Origin of the sequence: Actinomadura mexicana (genome assembly GCF_900188105.1) — a bacterium.
Taxonomy (GTDB): Bacteria; Actinomycetota; Actinomycetes; order Streptosporangiales; family Streptosporangiaceae; genus Spirillospora; species Spirillospora mexicana.
The window spans coordinates 386,830-403,096 of record NZ_FZNP01000009.1 but is presented as its reverse complement, the minus strand read 5'-3'; the positions used below and the strand labels follow the sequence as shown (position 1 = coordinate 403,096).

The 16,267-nt window shown below is 71.5% G+C and carries 14 protein-coding genes; 9 read left to right on the top strand and 5 right to left on the bottom strand.

The genetic code is table 11. From position 1 onward, the window contains the following. Together CHC11_RS24800 and CHC11_RS24795 are read right to left on the bottom strand one after the other, a co-directional pair. Positions 1 to 1,142, bottom strand: a 1,142-nt coding sequence (locus tag CHC11_RS24800) for a M4 family metallopeptidase (RefSeq protein ID WP_245919693.1), incomplete at its 3' end; no start/stop codon positions are given. Between the two features lie 323 nt (positions 1,143 to 1,465). Continuing rightward, positions 1,466 to 2,494: an alpha/beta hydrolase gene (locus CHC11_RS24795; protein ID WP_089314184.1), complete on the bottom strand. Its 1,029-nt coding sequence runs from the start codon at positions 2,492 to 2,494 to the stop codon at positions 1,466 to 1,468. A gap of 140 nt (positions 2,495 to 2,634) precedes the next feature. Here CHC11_RS24795 and CHC11_RS24790 point away from each other — a divergent pair, with 140 nt between their 5' ends. After that, a complete protein-coding gene (locus CHC11_RS24790) occupies positions 2,635 to 3,366 on the top strand; it encodes an isocitrate lyase/PEP mutase family protein (RefSeq protein ID WP_089314183.1) in 732 nt (243 codons plus the stop codon). A gap of 178 nt (positions 3,367 to 3,544) precedes the next feature. Beyond that, complete coding sequence (locus tag CHC11_RS24785; RefSeq protein ID WP_089314182.1) at positions 3,545 to 4,369, top strand: oxygenase MpaB family protein; 825 nt, start codon at positions 3,545 to 3,547, stop codon at positions 4,367 to 4,369. A gap of 9 nt (positions 4,370 to 4,378) precedes the next feature. Here CHC11_RS24785 and CHC11_RS24780 read toward each other — a convergent pair whose 3' ends face one another. Next, on the bottom strand, positions 4,379 to 6,109 hold the full coding sequence (locus CHC11_RS24780) for a BCCT family transporter (RefSeq protein ID WP_089314181.1): 1,731 nt from the start codon (positions 6,107 to 6,109) through the stop codon (positions 4,379 to 4,381). A 525-nt stretch (positions 6,110 to 6,634) separates the two neighbouring features. Between CHC11_RS24780 and CHC11_RS24775 the strand changes: the two genes are divergently transcribed. The 5 genes from CHC11_RS24775 to CHC11_RS24755 are packed head-to-tail and all read left to right on the top strand — an operon-like array spanning position 6,635 to position 12,259. After that, positions 6,635 to 8,227 carry an AMP-binding protein gene (locus tag CHC11_RS24775; RefSeq protein WP_089314180.1) on the top strand — a complete coding sequence of 531 codons (1,593 nt, stop codon included), beginning with the start codon at positions 6,635 to 6,637 and terminating at the stop codon, positions 8,225 to 8,227. After that, positions 8,224 to 9,456 (top strand): acyl-CoA dehydrogenase family protein, encoded by a 1,233-nt coding sequence (locus tag CHC11_RS24770; protein WP_089314179.1) that lies wholly within the window; start codon positions 8,224 to 8,226, stop codon positions 9,454 to 9,456. The genes CHC11_RS24775 and CHC11_RS24770 overlap by 4 nt, the downstream gene beginning before the upstream one ends. 24 nt (positions 9,457 to 9,480) lie before the next feature. Continuing rightward, complete coding sequence (locus CHC11_RS24765) at positions 9,481 to 10,239, top strand: enoyl-CoA hydratase/isomerase family protein (RefSeq protein ID WP_089314178.1); 759 nt, start codon at positions 9,481 to 9,483, stop codon at positions 10,237 to 10,239. Positions 10,240 to 10,247: 8 nt separating this feature from the next. Then, entirely contained in the window at positions 10,248 to 11,186 is a 939-nt protein-coding gene (locus CHC11_RS24760) for a VOC family protein (RefSeq protein WP_089314177.1), read from the top strand. Continuing rightward, positions 11,177 to 12,259 (top strand): acyl-CoA dehydrogenase family protein, encoded by a 1,083-nt coding sequence (locus tag CHC11_RS24755; protein ID WP_089314176.1) that lies wholly within the window; start codon positions 11,177 to 11,179, stop codon positions 12,257 to 12,259. Before CHC11_RS24760 ends, CHC11_RS24755 begins: the two co-directional genes overlap by 10 nt. A 59-nt stretch (positions 12,260 to 12,318) precedes the next feature. On the opposite strand, the gene CHC11_RS41580 is transcribed toward CHC11_RS24755, so the two are convergent. Then, a complete protein-coding gene (locus CHC11_RS41580; RefSeq protein ID WP_245919714.1) occupies positions 12,319 to 12,933 on the bottom strand; it encodes a 2'-5' RNA ligase family protein in 615 nt (204 codons plus the stop codon). 361 nt (positions 12,934 to 13,294) lie between these two features. On the opposite strand from CHC11_RS41580, the gene CHC11_RS24745 reads away from it, so the two are divergent. After that, positions 13,295 to 14,374 (top strand): dienelactone hydrolase family protein, encoded by a 1,080-nt coding sequence (locus tag CHC11_RS24745; protein WP_143227308.1) that lies wholly within the window; start codon positions 13,295 to 13,297, stop codon positions 14,372 to 14,374. Positions 14,375 to 14,567: 193 nt separating this feature from the next. Here CHC11_RS24745 and CHC11_RS40540 read toward each other — a convergent pair whose 3' ends face one another. After that, positions 14,568 to 14,759 carry a hypothetical protein gene (locus tag CHC11_RS40540; protein ID WP_143227302.1) on the bottom strand — a complete coding sequence of 64 codons (192 nt, stop codon included), beginning with the start codon at positions 14,757 to 14,759 and terminating at the stop codon, positions 14,568 to 14,570. A 271-nt stretch (positions 14,760 to 15,030) separates the two neighbouring features. Here CHC11_RS40540 and CHC11_RS24735 point away from each other — a divergent pair, with 271 nt between their 5' ends. Continuing rightward, entirely contained in the window at positions 15,031 to 16,218 is a 1,188-nt protein-coding gene (locus CHC11_RS24735; protein ID WP_089314172.1) for a sensor histidine kinase, read from the top strand. The last annotated feature ends 49 nt before the right edge of the window (positions 16,219 to 16,267 follow it).

Sequence of the window (16,267 nt, the reverse complement as noted above, 5' to 3'; positions counted from 1 at the left end):
TCGCCGATCAGGTAGTCCGGCGGGTCGTAGGCGGAGGGCTCGTTCATGTAGTGCTCGGTGAGCGTGCCGAAGATGTCGCCGGCCGACTCGTTCATGCCCCCCTTCTCGTTGCCGCTGCCGCCGCTGTCGCCGCCGGGGGTGGTGGTGAAGACGGCGTGGCCGTTCTCGTGGCCGACGACGTCGACCGAGGTGGCCTGCCTGGTGCCGGCCTGGTTGTGGCCGAAGTTGGTGTAGCTGCCGTTCCAGTAGGCGTTGACGTCGCTCAGGCCGACGCGGAGCGGGAACCCGCCGCCGCTGCCGTTGATGCCGTTGCGGCCGAGCCAGGAGCCCAGCATGTCCCATTCCTTCTGGACCGCGTAGAGGGCGTCGACGCAGGCGGTCTCCAGGTCCGTGCCGCTGCCGCTGCCCCAGGCGCTGTCGGTGCCGGTGTAGGCGGAGCCGTTCTGGCCGCCGCACCGGACGCCGGAGCGCTGCGGGTCGGTCATGGACGTGGCGGCGGTGCTGAGGTCGACGGTGCCGTGGTAGTAGCTGCGGTCGTCGGCCGCGTCCCGGACCTCGTCATATGTCTTGACGACCTTGCCGGTTCCGGCGTCGACGAACACGTGCAGCTTCGTCGGGGCCTTCTTCTGGGTGCCGGTGACGACGGTCTCGTAGACGAGGCGTCCCGAGCCCTCGGCGAGCACCATCAGGCGGGGCGTGGAGGCGGTCTCGACCTTGGACACGCGGGCGCGGGAGGTCGCGGCGGCCTGCGCCGCGCCGACCGACGCCTTGGTCGCCACGTCGAGCGTGCGGGTCTGGTCGACGGAGGTGCTCAGCACGCCGCCGGTCGCGTTGGTGGTGACGACGAAGTCGCCGCCGTAGACGGGCAGGCCGTCGTAGGTGCGCTCGTAGGCCACGTACTGCAGGCCGCGCAGGCCCGAGGTGACCCCGCGCCGGACGATCCTGTCCTTCGGGGCCTTCTTGAACTCGGCGGGCTTCGCCGCGACCAGGCGGTCGGCCGAGGCGGCGGCGACGGTGCGGGGGTCCGGCCCGGCCGGTGCCGCGGGGGCGGTGCTGGGTGTCGCACCTGAGGCGGGCGAGGACATCGCCACGGCGAGGCCGACGGACAAGGCCGCCGCCCCGATCGCGGTCTGGTGTCTCACGGGGGTGCTCCTTCCACGTGCCGGGCGGTCGGAGGGGGTGGGCACGTGGAGGCCCTTGTAAGAGCGCTCCAGGAACCGCCGCCCGCTCGGCGGGGGGTTGGGATGGGGGACTCATCCGGATGAGCTGACCCGAAGTGCACCTTGGTTCGAGAAAGGTGTCAATAAATCCATTTGGTTCTGGATTTTCAATTCCGTTGGGCATCTCTCTGAAACCAATGGAATTTCGTGGCGGAACAGCGCGGACGGGCCGGGCCGAAGGATCGGCCCGGCCCGTCCGGCGGGGAACCGCGGAGGCGGCGCGTGCGTTGGGACGCCCGGCGGGGTCAGGGGGCGATGCGGTGGCAGAGCCAGGAGAGCGCCAGGGGGTAGCGGTAGTCGATCGCGCCGTGGCCCGCGTCGAACAGCTCGAAGTGGATCACGTCCCCGGCGACGCCGGCGTCGAGCAGCGCCCGGTGGAACGCCTGCGCGCCGATGTCGAGGTACCACTCGTCGCGCGTGCCGCCGTCGATCCAGATCGCCCGCTGGGAGCGCATCGCCTCGGCGTGCTCCGGGACCATCCGCACCGGGTCCCAGGCGAGCCAGCGATTCCACACCTCCGGCCGCAGCACGCCGGTGACCGGGTCGAACGGCAGGTCGGGGGTGCCGTCCTCGCGCGCGGAGTAGCACAGCGCCATGCCGAGGATGTTGAGCAGCTCCATGTCCTCGGGCTTGGTGAAGGAGGTGCGGCTCCTGAAGTCGTCCCACCAGCGCAGGATGTCGCCGTCGTGCTTGCGCAGGTGCCGGACGCACTTGGGGAACTCGGTCAGGTAGCAGTACTCGAACAGGGCGTCGCCCGCGTGCGTCGCGAGCGCGCCGAACAGGTCGGGACGGAGCATCGGCGTGATCATCGCACCGTAGCCGCCGCTGGACTTGCCGCTGATCGCCCGGTGCCCGGGCGCGTCGAGCGTCCGGTAGTGGCCGTCCACCCACGGGACGATCTCGTCGCAGAGGTAGGAGTGGTAGCGGCCGGTGCCGGGGGAGTCGACGTACTGGCTGCCGCCGTGCGCGGTCCAGGCGTCCACGAACACGACGATCGCGGGCGGCGCCTCCCCGGCGGCGAACACCGCGTCGGCCGTCTCGGGGAACGGCTGCCGGTACGGCATCCGGTTGCGCCAGATCCCGACGTGCCCGGTGAATCCGGTGATCACGTAGACGCTGGGGTAGCGGCGGTCCGGTTCGTCGTCGTAGCCGGGCGGTACGTACACCAGTACGGGCCGCTCGTGCGGGTCGTCCAGCGGGTTGCCGCGCAGCAGCTCGCTGCTGACGGCGTGCTCTTCGAGGCGGCCGGCGAGATCGGCGGACCACGGCTGCATTGCGTACTCCCTCGTCGCAAGCGGATGATCAGCTCGACGCTAACCCATGGCCGGGACGGCGGGACGGGGCCGCTGCCCGGGGGCGGGTGTCACAGTGCGGCCGTGTTCTCCGTTCCTTGGTGCGACGGAAGGAGACAGATATGACCGACAACGCCGCACTCCTGAGGGACCTGCACCGTCCCGGAGACCCGCTGCTGCTGCCCAACGTCTGGGACGCGGGAAGCGCGAAGATCGTCCAGGAGGCCGGGTTCCCGGCGCTCGCCACCGCGAGCGCCGCCGTGTCCGCCATGCTCGGCTACCCCGACCACGAGGGGGCGCCGGTGGAGGAGATGTTCGCCGCCGCGGGGCGCGTCATCCGCGCGGCGACCGTCCCCGTCACCGTGGACGCCGAGGCCGGGTACGGGCTGCAGCCGGGGGAGCTGGTCGAGCGGCTGCTCGCCATCGGCGCGGCGGGCTGCAACCTGGAGGACACCTACGCCGGGGAGCTGGCCGAGCCGGGGACCCAGGCGGAGTACATCGCGGCCGTCCGGGCGGCGGCCGGGGACGCCCTGGTGATCAACGCCCGCGCCGACACGTTCGTCGCCAAGGCCCCGGACCCGGTCGAGGCGGCGATCGCGCGCGGACGGCTGTACCTGGAGGCCGGCGCCGACTGCGTGTACCCGATCGCGGCGCCGCCGGACGCCGTCCCGTCCCTGGTCAAGGGGATCCCGGGTCCGGTCAACGCGAACAACCTCCCGGGCACGTCGCTCGCGGAGCTGGCGGAGATGGGCGTCGCGCGCGTCTCCTACGGCCCGATGCCGTACCTGCGCGCCCTGGACACCCTGAAGGAGTTCGCGGGCCGCGTCCTGGCGAAGGAGAGCCCCTACACCTGACCGGGGTCACCCGGAGGGGCCGGGCCGCCTGAGCCCGGCTCCGTACGGGCCGCGTGTGAGGGCGCTCTCGTCGCGGGCGCCTTGCAAGTGTGCACTTACGATGGCACAGTGAGACGAAATTCGACTCGTTGTATCAAACGTGGGCGCAGGTGCGAGCCCGTACGGAGGTGGGGCCGGCATGACCGCGACCGGTGAGGAGACGCCGCCGAAGGTCGTCCTGGACTCGATCAGCGGGGTGGCCCTGGCCGCCGCCGCGTCCAACGTCGTCATGCAGCTCTCCCGCCTCCCGATCGGGCACGGCGTCGCGGAGAGCACGGTCGACAGCGGCCGCGTCGACGAGCACCCGCTCAAGCGCGCCCGCACCACGCTCAGCTACATCGCCGTCGCCATGCTCGGCACCGAGGCCGAACGCGAGGCGATGCGCCGCGAGGTGAACCGCGCGCACCGGCACGTCCGCGCGAAGGAGCCCGTCGCCTACAACGCGTTCGACCGCGAGCTGCAGCTGTGGGTCGCCGCGTGCCTCTACGTGGGCATCGAGATGATCTACACGATGCTGTACGGGAAGCCGTCGCGGGACCAGGCCGCCGACCTGTACCGGCACGGCGCCCGCTTCGGCACCACCCTCCAGGTCACCCCGGACATGTGGCCGCCGGACCGGGCCGCCTTCGAGGACTACTGGCGGGCGGGCCTGGCGAGGATCGAGATGGACGACGTCACCCGCGGCTACCTGCGCGACCTCGCCGAGATGCGCTTCCTGCCCGCGCCCGTCCACTGGACGCTCGGCCGGTTCCACCGCTTCCTGACGCTCGGTTTCCTGCCCCAGCCGTTCCGCGACGAGCTCGGCTTCCCGTGGACGCCCCGCGACCAGGCGCGCTTCGACTGCTTCGTCCACGTGCTGGCGGTGAGCAACCGCGCCCTGCCGCGCCCGGCCCGCGAGTTCCCCTTCAACCTCTACCTCCGCGACGTCCGCCGCCGCATCAGGACCGGGCGCCCGATCGTGTGACCGGGCCCCTCAGCGGGGCGGGTCCTCGGCGGCGTCCCCCGCGTCCCCGGCACCGCCCTCCCGCTCGGACGGCTTGATCTGGAGTTCGAACTCGCCCTCGTGGTGGGTGACGCCGGCGATGACGGCGTCCTCCAGGACCTCGGCGCCCTTGTGCTGGCGGCGCATCATCGGGTCGGAGCGCACGTCCTTCGCCAGTGCGACGCACAGCAGGATCAGCACGATCGCGAACGGCAGCGCGCCGATGAACGTGATGTTCTGGATGCCGCTCAGCGCCTTGTCCCCGCCGATGACCAGCATGATCGCGGCGACCCCGCCGGTCATCGCGCCCCAGAAGATCACGACCCAGCGGGACGGGGAGGTCGAGCCGCGCTGCGACAGCGTGCCCATGACGATCGACGCGGCGTCCGCGCCGGACACGAAGAAGATCGCCACGAGCAGCATGACGACGACCGCGGTCACCGCCAGCCACGGCAAGTGGCCGAGGACGTTGAAGGTGATCTGCTCCTCGGTGCCGTTCCCGAACGGGTTCAGTCCCTTGCGCTGCTGGTCGATGGCCGTCCCGCCGAAGATCGCGAACCAGACCACGCTGACCGCGCTCGGCACGAGGATCACGCCGCCGACGAACTGCCGGATGGTGCGGCCGCGGCTGATCCGGGCCAGGAACATCCCGACGAACGGCGCCCAGGAGATCCACCACGCCCAGTAGAAGATCGTCCAGTTGGACAGGAACGTCTTCATCGGCTCGCCGCCCGTCGCACCGGACCGGGACGCCATCTGCCCGAAGTCCTGGATGTAGACGCCGAGCGAGGTGGGCAGCAGCTCCAGGATGAACACGGTGGGCCCGACCACGAACACGAAGACCGCGAGGACCAGGGCCAGCACCATGTTGATGTTGGACAGCCACTGGATGCCGCGCGCGACGCCCGACACCGCCGACACCACGAAGCAGACCGTCAGCACCAGGATGATCAGCACGAGGACTGTGGTGCCGAGTGAGGAGATCCAGCCCGCCTCCTGCATCCCGGTCCGGATCTGCAGCGCGCCGATGCCGAGCGAGGCGGCCGAGCCGAACAGGGTGGCGAACAGCGCGAGGATGTCGATGACCTTGCCGGCCGGGCCCGCGGCGCGGCGGCGGCCGAGCAGCGGGACGAACGCCGAGCTGATCAGCTGGCTGCGCCCCCGGCGGTAGTGGCTGTACCCGATCGCGAGGCCGAGCACGGCGTAGATCGACCACGGGTGCAGCGTCCAGTGGAACATCGTGGTCGCCATGGCCGTCTCGATCGCGGCCTCGCTCTGCGCCGGGTCGGTGCCGGGCGGCGGCTCGACGAAGTGCGTGAGCGGCTCGGCCACGCCGAAGAACATGAGCCCGATGCCCATGCCCGCGCTGAACATCATCGCGACCCACGAGACGGTGCGGAACTCCGGCTCGTCCCCCTCCCGGCCGAGGGGGATGCGGCCGTACCGGCTGAACGCCAGCCACAGAGAGAAGATCACGAAGCCGGTGGCCGCGAGGACGAACAGCCAGCCGAGGTTGGTCAGCAGCCAGTCCAGCATCGCGTCCGCGGCCGAGCTGAGCCCGCCGGTGTCGGCCCCGCCCCAGATCACGAACGAGGCCGACAGCACGGCCGCGACGCCGTAGACGATCCAGTCGGTGTGCGGGCGCCCGTGCTCGACGAGGCGCACGGGCTCGGTGCCGGGGTACTCGTCCCGCTCGCCGGGCTCGGGCTCGAACCTCTCCATAGCCCGGTGTCCTGCCCGAAAGTTCACCATTCAGTTACGCAGCGGAACGATTCGCTTGCAAAATCCTTCGGGACAGAGAAACCGCGCCTGGCGGTCGTCCCCGCCTCCGGGCCGGGGACGACGATGTCGTCCGCGTCCCCTGACCTGCCGAGTCAGGCGCGCGCGTTGTTCACGGCGTCGACGAGGTCGTCGACCCCGGGGCGCGTGTCCGAAACCCGGCGGACGGGACGGTGTGGCCTGCGTCACATTGATGCTCGGGCGTCCCAGTAGCTAACCGCTTGAACGTCTTTGTGACCTTTAAGTCAGTATTGCCGTGTTTAGTGTTTCGTGTTCCTCTATTTAAGGCAATGTCTGATTGCGGCCCACCGCCGCCCGCGCGCCCGCCGTCGAGCCGCCCACCGAGCCGCCCACCGAGCCGCCCATCGAGCCGCCCACCGAGCCGCCCACCGAGCCACCGAACCGCCCAGCCACTGAGCCGCCAGCCATCGAGCCGCCCCACGCCACGCAGCGACAGCGGAGGTCCGGATGCGCAAGGAGACGCTGGAGAGCTTCGTCCTCGGGGACGTCCTCCGGTCACAGGCGCAGGTTCACCGAAGACAGACGTTCCTCAGATTCCGCGACGGGGAGATCAGCTACGGCGAGGTGGACGCCGCCGCCGACCGGCTGGCCCGCGCGTTCTCCGCCGCCGGCATCGCGCGCGGCGACCACGTCGGCGTGATGCTCCCCAACTGCGCCGACTTCGTCCACGTCATCTTCGCGCTGGCGCGGCTGGGCGCGGTCGCCGTGCCGATCAACATCGCCTACCGGGGCGAGCTGCTGCGGCACGTCCTGGACAGCTCCGACTCCCGCTGGCTGCTCGTCGACGGCCCGTACGCCGAGCGCCTCGTCGAGATCGCCGGCCGCCTGCCCACGCTGGAGCGGGTCGTCGTGCGGGACGCCGCCGCGGCCGGGGTGCTGCTCGACCGGCTCGGCAAGCCCGCGCGGGAGATGTCCGCGCTCCCGGCCGACGGGTCCGGGCGGGTGGAGGTGGAGGTCGGTTTCGCCGACATGCAGGCGATCATGTACACGTCCGGCACGACCGGGCCGTCCAAGGGCGCGATGGTCCCGCACGCGCTCGCGCTGACCTGCGCCTACGACTCGCTGGACTTCCTGGACCGCTGGGGCAAGACGGTCTACTGCCCGCTGCCGCTGTTCCACGCCGCCGCGCTCTGGGACGGCATGCTCTCGGCCCTGCTCGGCGGCGGCTCCATCGCGATCGTCGAGCGGTTCAGCGCGTCGAGGTTCTGGGACGACGTGCGCCGCTTCGACGCGCAGGTGTGCATGAGCGTGTTCTCGATGATCCCGATCCTGCTGAACCGCCCGCCGACGTCCCGCGACCGCGACCACCGGCTGGAGACGTTCTACATGGGCAAGTCCAACCTGGACGAGCCGCTGCGGGAGCGGTTCGGCGTCCGGTCCGTGGAGACCTACACCAGCACCGAGGCGGGCATCGCGACCGGCAGCCCGTACGGGGAGTGGCGGCTCGGCTCGTGCGGGCAGGCGCACGAGGAGCGGTTCCAGGTGGCGGTCGTGGACGAGTGCGACCGGGAGGTCGGGCCGGGGGAGCCGGGGGAGCTGGTGCTGCGGCCGAAGCAGCCGTTCGTCCTCACCACCGGCTACTACGGCAACTGGGAGGCCACGACCCGCTGCTTCCGCAACATGTGGTTCCACACCGGCGACCGGGTATGGCGCGACGGCGACGGGTATTTCTACTTCCTCGACCGGATGAAGGACGCGATCCGCAGGCGGGGGGAGAACATCTCGGCCTTCGACCTGGAGACCGAGATCAACCGGCATCCGGCGGTGCTGGAGTGCGCCGCGATCGGCGTGCCCTCGGAACTGGAGGACGAGGACATCAAGGTGTCGGTCGTGGTGCAACCGGACACCGGGCTCGACCCGGAGGAGCTGGTGGCCTACTGCGAGGAGCGGCTGCCGCGCTCGATGGTGCCGCGCTACGTCGAGTTCATCGACGCGCTGCCGCGCACCCCGACCGACAAGGTCGCCAAGTACAGGCTGCGCGCGCAGGGCGACGGCGGGATCACCCCGACCACCTGGGACCGGGAGGCGAGCAACCCGTGAACTGGGACGACACGCCGGAGCAGGCCGCCTTCCGCGAGGAGGTCCGCGCCTTCGTCGAGGAGCGGTTCCCCGCGTCGTACCGCCCGGCGGGGGACGAGGAGCAGAGCCTCGAACCCGAGGACGTCGCCGGCTACAACTGGCCGGTCGACCGGGTCGCGGACGACCCCGGGCGCCGCGAGGGCGCGCGGGCGTGGGCGGCGGCGCTGGCCGGGCGCGGCTGGATCGCGCCGCACTGGCCGCGGGAGTACGGCGGCGCGGGGCTGTCGGCGCTGGAGGAGTTCGTCCTGCACGAGGAGATGATGCGGGCCCGGGTGCCGACCGTGAACGGCATCGGCGCGTTCCTCCTCGGCCCGACCCTGCTGGTCCACGGCACCGACGAGCAGAAGGCCGTCCACCTGCCGCCGATCGCGGCGGGCGAGGCGACGTGGGCGCAGGGCTTCTCCGAGCCGGAGTCCGGCTCCGACCTGGCCTCGCTGCGCACCCGCGCCGTCCGGGACGGGGACGAGTACGTCGTGGACGGCCAGAAGGTGTGGACGTCCCTCGGCCAGTACGCCGACTGGCTGTTCGTGCTGGTCCGCACCGACCCGTCCGCCGAGCGTCCCCACCGCGGCATCACGTTCCTGCTCGTCGAGGCGGACGCGCCCGGGGTGACGATCCGTCCCATCACCGACATCCGCGGCGCGGCGCCGTTCTGCGAGATCTTCTTCGAGGGCGTCCGGGTGCCGGTGGCGAACCGGGTCGGCGAGGAGAACCGCGGCTGGTACGTGGCGATGTCCGCGCTCGGCTTCGAGCGGGCCGGGATCGGCGCCACCATCAAGTACGAGCAGGCGTTCGCCGAGCTGGTGGCCCACCTCAGGTCGCCGGAGGGGCGGCGGCACGCCCGGCGCGGCCCCGCGCTGCGGCAGGAGATCGCGCGCCGGCGGACCGAGATCGCCGTCCTGTACAACCTGGCCCGCTACACCGTGTCGCGGCAGGCGGCGGGCGACGAGCCCGGCTTCGAGGCGTCCGTCAACCAGCTGTTCGGCGCCGAGCTGCACCAGCGGCTCGCGCGGACGGGCGCGCTGGCCTTCGGACGGTCCGCAGCGCTGTGGGAGCGCGAGGGGGCGCCCCTCGACGCGGTGTTCACCCACATGCGCCGGGACTCGGTCGCGTCCACCTTCCTCGGCGGAACCACCGAGATCCAGCGCAACGTCATCGCCACCCGGGGCCTGAACCTGCCCCGCGGCTGACCAACACGGGAGGAGCGCACGCACATGCTCGACGAGAACGCCTACGAGACGGTCGACCTGCGGGTCGAGGAGCGGGTCGCCTGGCTGACGCTGAACCGGCCGGACAAGCTCAACGCCCTGACGCCCACCACGATGACGGAGCTGCGCGACATCTTCACCCGCGTGGACGACGACGAGGACGTCTGCGTCGTGGTGCTGCGCGGCGCGGGAGAGCGCGCGTTCTGCGCCGGCATGGACCTGTCCTGGTCGGAGAAGCTGACCCCGCGCGAGCGGATCGAGCAGGGCCGGCTCGGCGAGAGGACGTTCGCGATGATGGAGCGGATGTCCGTCCCGGTGATCGCCGCGGTGCACGGGTACGCGGTCGGCGGCGGGCTGGAGCTGGCGCTCGCGGCGGACTTCATCATCGCCTCCGACAACGCCAAGATGGGACTCGTCGAGATCACGCTGTCGGCGCGTCCCCCGTACCGCCCGAAGATGACCGAGGACGGCGACCCCGACCAGCCCGAGTTCGGCGGGTCGGCGCCCGGCTGGGGCGGCGTGAAGCGGCTGCCGGAGCGGATCGGCAAGGCCCGCGCCAAGGAGCTGCTGTTCACCGGCGCCCGCGTCGACGCCGACCGGGCGCTGCGACTCGGCCTGGTCAACGACGTGTATCCGGCGGAGGAGTTCGACAGGCGGATCGGCGAGCTGGCCGAGCGGATCGCGGCGATGAACCGCTACAACCTGCGGCTCGTCAAGGAGCTCGTCACCTACGGCTACGACTGGATCGAACCCCACCCGAGCTAGGAGGACCCGTGCAGATCTACCGCATCGATCATGTCGCGCAGGTGACCCCCGACCTCGACCAGCAGGTCGCCCTGCTGGAGGGGCTGTTCGGGTTCCGGCGCGTCCGGAGCTGGGACAACCCGGCCGAGGGCGTGCGCGGCGCCCGGCTGGAGATCCCGGGAAGCCGCGGCCAGGCGTGGGAGGTGGTCGCGCCCGCCGGCGACGGCGCGGCACTGCAGACCTGGCTGGACGAGCACAACGGGCGCCCGGGCCTGCACCACGTCGGCGCCGAGGTGCCCGACCTGGAGGCCGTCCGCGCGGAACTCGAGGTGCGCGGCATCAAGCCGACCGACTGGGCGTGGGGACGCTGGCTGGAGGCGTCGCTGAGCCCGCCCGAGCACGGCACCGGCGTGCTGTGGCGGCTCCGCGGGCCGGGCGGCCTGGACATGTGCGGCGACGCCGCCGCCTCGGTCGCCGAGCCGTCCGGGCCGGACGGCCCGTCGCTCGGCGTCGTGGCGCTCGACCACATCTGCCAGGCCTTCCACGACCGGGACGTCCTCGCCCGCTGGTACCGCGACCTCGCCGGGTTCGTGCAGGTCTGGCGGACGGCGGACGAGGAGCACCCCGACATGGCCGACCTCGTGCTGAACATCCCCGGCTCGACGATCTGCTGGGAAGTGATCATGCCGCGCGGGGAGGACTCGTTCATCGACCGCTTCCTGGAGCGCGGCGGCCCGGGCGCCCACCACGTCACCTTCGAGGTGGCCGACTGGGACGCGGCCCTGGCGGCCTGCGAGCACCACGGCGTCCCCACCTTCGACGACGAGGAGGGCGTCACCGACGGCGCCGCCTGGAAGCACACGTTCGTCCACCCGAAGCACACCGGCGGGATCCTCGTCCAGCTGTTCTGGGAGGAGCGGCCGGGCGTGTGGGTCCGCTCGGACAAGGTGCCGCCGCCATGGACCTGAGCCTGACCGAGGACCAGGAGCTGATCACCGCCACGGCCCGCGAGCTCCTGGAGTCCAAGGCCGCGACGGCGGGCGCGCGGGCCCTGGCCGGCGACCCGGCCGGCTACTCGGCGCCGCTCTGGAAGGAGATGGTCGAGCTCGGCTGGACCGGCCTGGCCTTCCCCGAGGAGCACGGCGGCGTGGGCGGCGACTTCCTGGACGTCTGCCTGCTGTTCGAGCAACTGGGGTACGCGCAGGTCCCGAGCCCGCTGCTGTCCTCGGTCGCGTGCTGCGGCATGCCGGTCGCGCGGTTCGGGACGTCCGCCCAGAAGGAGCGCTGGCTGAACGCGATCTCGGACGGCCAGATCGTGACCGCCGCACCGCTTCCCTGGGATCGCCCGGGGGAGGGCCCGGTCGCGACACGCTCCGACTCCGGCTACGTCCTGGACGGCACGGCCACGTTCGTCCCGTTCGCCGCGTCCGCCGAACACGTCCTCCTGGTGGCGCGCCTGGACGGCGAACCGCACGCCTTCTGGGTGGACGCCGCGGACGTCACCCTGAAACCGCTCGGCACGATCGGCCACGACCGTCCCTGCCACGCCGAACTGAGCGGCCTGTGGGTGCCCGGCGAGGCCGCCCTGGCCCCGGAGGCCGCCGCCGCGATCTCGCTGTTCGGCGCAGCCGCCACCTGCGCCGAGATGGTGGGGGCCGCGCAGCACGTCCTGGACATGACGGTCCAGTACGCCACGGAACGCGAGCAGTTCGGCCGTGCGGTCGGTGCGTTCCAGGCCGTCCAGCACCACTGCGCGAACATGGCCATCGACGTCCTGGGCTCCCGCTTCACCGCCTACGAGGCCATCTGGCTCCTGTCAGTGAACCGCGACGCGGAGCAGCAGGTGGCGATGGCCAAGGCCTGGGTGAGCGAGGCGTACGAACGCGTATGCGCCCTAGGCCATCAGGTACACGGCGCCATCGGTTTCACCCGGGAACACGACCTGCACCTGTTCTCCGAACACGCACTGGCAGCGTCCCTGGCCTTCGGCGACGCCCACCTTCACCTCGACACCTTGGCCGACGCCCTCGACCTACCGTGACCACGAGCCGACGTCCCGCCGGGCCGCCCCGGCGGGCGTCAGCTCACGCGCTGCGGCTCTCAACCGTCCAACGCGGCCTCGGCGAGCCGCTCCCACCGGTACAGGTGCCCGTCCCTCACCTGGCCGACCAGATGCGCTGCGGCGACACGCAGGGGAACGGGCTCGGGACGCGGGCCGAGGGCGTGGACGATCGGGGCGGAAGGACCATCGGCGTTGCTGTAGGCGACCGAGACGTGCGGCGTCCAATCAGGCTCGCCGTCGAGCGGGTGCACACCCACGGTCTCGGCCGCGGCCTGGCGCAGCGCCTGCCGGACGGGATCGAGCCCGCGTGCCGGACGGACGCCGAGCGCCACCCCCTCGCTGTGAACCCACGGCCGCCCGACCTCCACCTCGATCGGTTCGAGGGGGGCCAGACGACGGGCGGCGCTCGCGGTGAGCGCCTCGACCCGCTCGCCGGAGATCTCGTCCTCGAACCCGACGATCTGCGTGGTCATGTGCAGCCACTCGGCCGGAATGAGGTCCAGCCCGTCCACCCCGGCAAGCTTGTCCTGGTACCGACGGACCAGATCGAACACCTCCGGCTGCCTGTCCAGCAGGACGTGCCAGAGCAACATCCGCCGCCCGGGCCGCATCCCCGGCAGCCACCACCAGTGATCGGACATCCGTTCGGGCATCGGGTCCACGGGGCCTCCAAAGCGCTCGACGCCAGCATGCCGGACGGGCCCCGAACCTGCCGCTGCCGCGCGGGAGTGGGCGGCTTGTCCGGGTGTCTGGATACACCCCCTGAGGGGTCTGAGTTCACCGGCTTCCGGGTGTGTAGGTCGATGGTGTGAAGTCGGCCGCCTCTCTAGCGTCATGGACATGAAGATGAGCCTCGTGGGCAGCCGCGTGTCGCGGGTCCTGCTCGGTACGACACTGGTCGTTTCAGGTGCGGGTTGCGCTGCGCAACCCGGAAAGCCGGCTGCGGCTGCGGCCGGGCGGTCGGACGCCTCCGGTGGGCGGGGGACGGTGGTCTCGGTGACGCCGGTGGTTCGCATGTCACGGGCGGAGGTCCGCGTCTACCTCGGCGATGAGGGGTTGACGTCTCCGCGGCCGCGCAGTGGGGTGAGCGGCTTCAAGGTCCTCTACCGCACCGTCTCCGCGACCGGGCGGCCCACCCTCGCCAGTGGGATCGTCGTCCTGCCCAGCGACACCGCCGGGACGCTGGAGGCCGTCAGCTTCGCCCACGGAACCCACGCCGGCCGAAGTACCGCCGGTTCGGTCGCCGCGGACGGCCAGAGCAGGATCGCGGCGGTCTACTACGCCGCCGCCGGATACGCCGGTGTCGCCCCTGACTACCTCGGTCTCGGGGAGGGGACCGGAGCCCATCCTTACCTGGACGCCGCCTCGGAAGCGTCCGCATCGCTGGACATGCTCCGCGCCGCCCGCGCCGTCGCCACCCGGCAGGGCAGAGCGCTGGAACGGCGGGTGCTGGTGACCGGCTTCTCGCAGGGCGGTCAGGCCGCCATGGCACTGGGACGCCAACTGCAACGCGGTACCGATCCCTACCTGCGGCTGGGCGCGCTGGCTCCGATCAGCGGCGCCTACGACCTGCGGCGCGCGCAGCTCCCGGCATCCCTTCCCGGCGGCCCGCTGGACCCGCGGGTGTCGGCGTTCAACCTCGCCTACGCCACGGTCGCCTGGAACCGGCTCCACCACCTGTACAAGACACCCTCGGAGGTCTTCCAGGCGCCCTACGACACCAGCATGGAACGGCTCTTCGATGGCAGCCACGATGAATCGGACATCTTCCCGCAGCTCCCCGCGAGCCCCGATCGGCTGGTGACCCCGCGCTACCTGCACTGGCTCGACCACCCCTCCGGCGCCCTCCTGCGGGCGATCCGCGCGGCCGACGGCACCTGCGACCAGGCTCCGGACGTCCCGATCCGGCTGTACGGCGCGTCCGGCGACGAGCAGGTCACCTTCACCAACACGCGCAACTGCGTCCGCGCTCTCCGCGCCCACGGGACCCGGCCGCAGGTCGTGGATTACGGCACCGGCACCGGCACCGACCACTTCGCCACTCTCTACCGCGCCCTGCCCGACACGCTGCGCTGGTTCCAGACCCGCGATTGAGCTGGGAACGGGCGTAGGCGCAGGCGTTCGGGGCTCAGCGGCGGGCCCGGTCCGGGTCCGCCCTGAAGCGTCCTCGGCCACCCGAGAAGAGGAGCACGGTCCACGACGAAGAGAGGTCCTGGCCGCAGAGCGGCCAGGACCTCCTATGGGAGCTTTCGAATTTATCGAGAGGAGAGCTTCAAAAGCCTTTTACTTACCCGTAGTAGACCCCACTGCAGTACGTGCAGATCTTGAAGCCCTTCGTGTGGTGGTCCACCAGATTGTGGTTGCCGTCCGGGCTCGAAGGGCAGTCCCCCATCCACATGGGAAGGTTCGAGGACTCGGGCTGCTGGTCGAACGATGTCTCGGGCGGCAGGTCGGACTGCGGCTCGGACTTCGGCTCCATCAAAAGCACGTTGAACTCCCTTAGTTTGTCCCCTGGCCCGCGTTCGATCGCGGCGCCAAGCGTGCAGACGGAACCGTCCGGTGCAGCGTCGGGCGGCAAGCTCCGGGGCAGAGGAATGTGGGGGTTGTGGGGCTTGTCACAGGGGCCATATGTGCGCACGTGCTTGGACCTGAACGCCCGCAGGGAAACGTTCTCCTGCTTGATGTACGAGAACGAGGGCACCGCCGGCCTCGCCGGGCCCGAGCGTGTCTGTTCGGCGTAGGTTTGCCGGATGAGTGTGGTCGTTGCCGTTGCCGCGACGTTGGTGGTCACCTGGGTGCCGGCGTTGCTGTGGCGGCGGCACCGGCGGCGGGGGGATCTCGGAGGGCCGGAGCGGCGGGCGACCTTCGAGACCCTGCACACCGCTTCGCGGGCGGCGCCGGCGTTCCGGGCCGGGTTGACCGAGCAGGGGGCGCAGAAGGCGGCCCGGCACCTGCGGGCGCTGCTCGGGTGCGAGGCCCTCGCCATCACCGACGGGGAGCGGCTGCTGGCCTGGGACGGGGAGCACGACCATCACGCGGTGGACGGGCCCGAGCATGCCCGGGCCACCTTGGGAAACGGGCGCACGCAGGTGGACGACGTGGAGTGCGACCGGCTCGACTGTCCGATCCGTCGAGTGGTCGTCGTGCCGCTCGCCACTGACGACCGGGTGGTCGGGACGCTGGCCGCCTACGGGGAGGACGTCCCCGCCGGGCTGATCCGCGCCGCCGAGGAGGTCGCGCAGTGGGTGGACGCCCAGCTCGAACTCGCGGAGCTGGACCACTCGCGGACGCTGCTGATGGAGGCGGAGATGCGGGCGCTGCGGGCGCAGATCTCGCCGCACTTCATCTACAACTCGCTGACGACGATCGCCTCGTTCGTCCGGTCCGATCCGGAGCGGGCGCGGGAGCTGCTGCTGGAGTTCGCCGGGTTCACGCGGTACTCGTTCCGGCGGCACGGCGACTTCACGACGCTGGCGGAGGAGCTGCGGTCGATCGACCGGTACCTGCTGCTCCAGCGCGCCCGGTTCGGTGAGGAGCTGCGGGTGATGTTGCGGATCGCGCCCGAGGTGCTGCCGGTGGCCGTTCCGTTCCTCTGTCTGCAGCCGCTCGTGGAGAACGCCGTCCGGCACGGGCTCCAGGACCGGTCCGAGCCCGGGGTCATCACCATCATCGCGGAGGACGCGGGAGCCGACTGCGTGATCAGTGTGGAGGACGACGGGATCGGCATGGATCCCGAGGACGTCCGCCGCCTGCTGTCCGGGGAGCGGCCCGAGCCGTCCGCCGACGACGCCGCCGGGATCGGGCTCGCCAACGTCGACGCGCGGCTCCGGCAGGTGTACGGGGACGAGTACGGCCTCGCGGTGGAGACCGGGCCGGGTGCCGGGACGAAGGTCACCGTGCGGGTGCCGAAGTACCGGCCCGGTGTCACGGCCTCTTGACGCCCGGCCGGTACTTGACTGGAATGTGGCGAATGGCGGCGGAAGGACG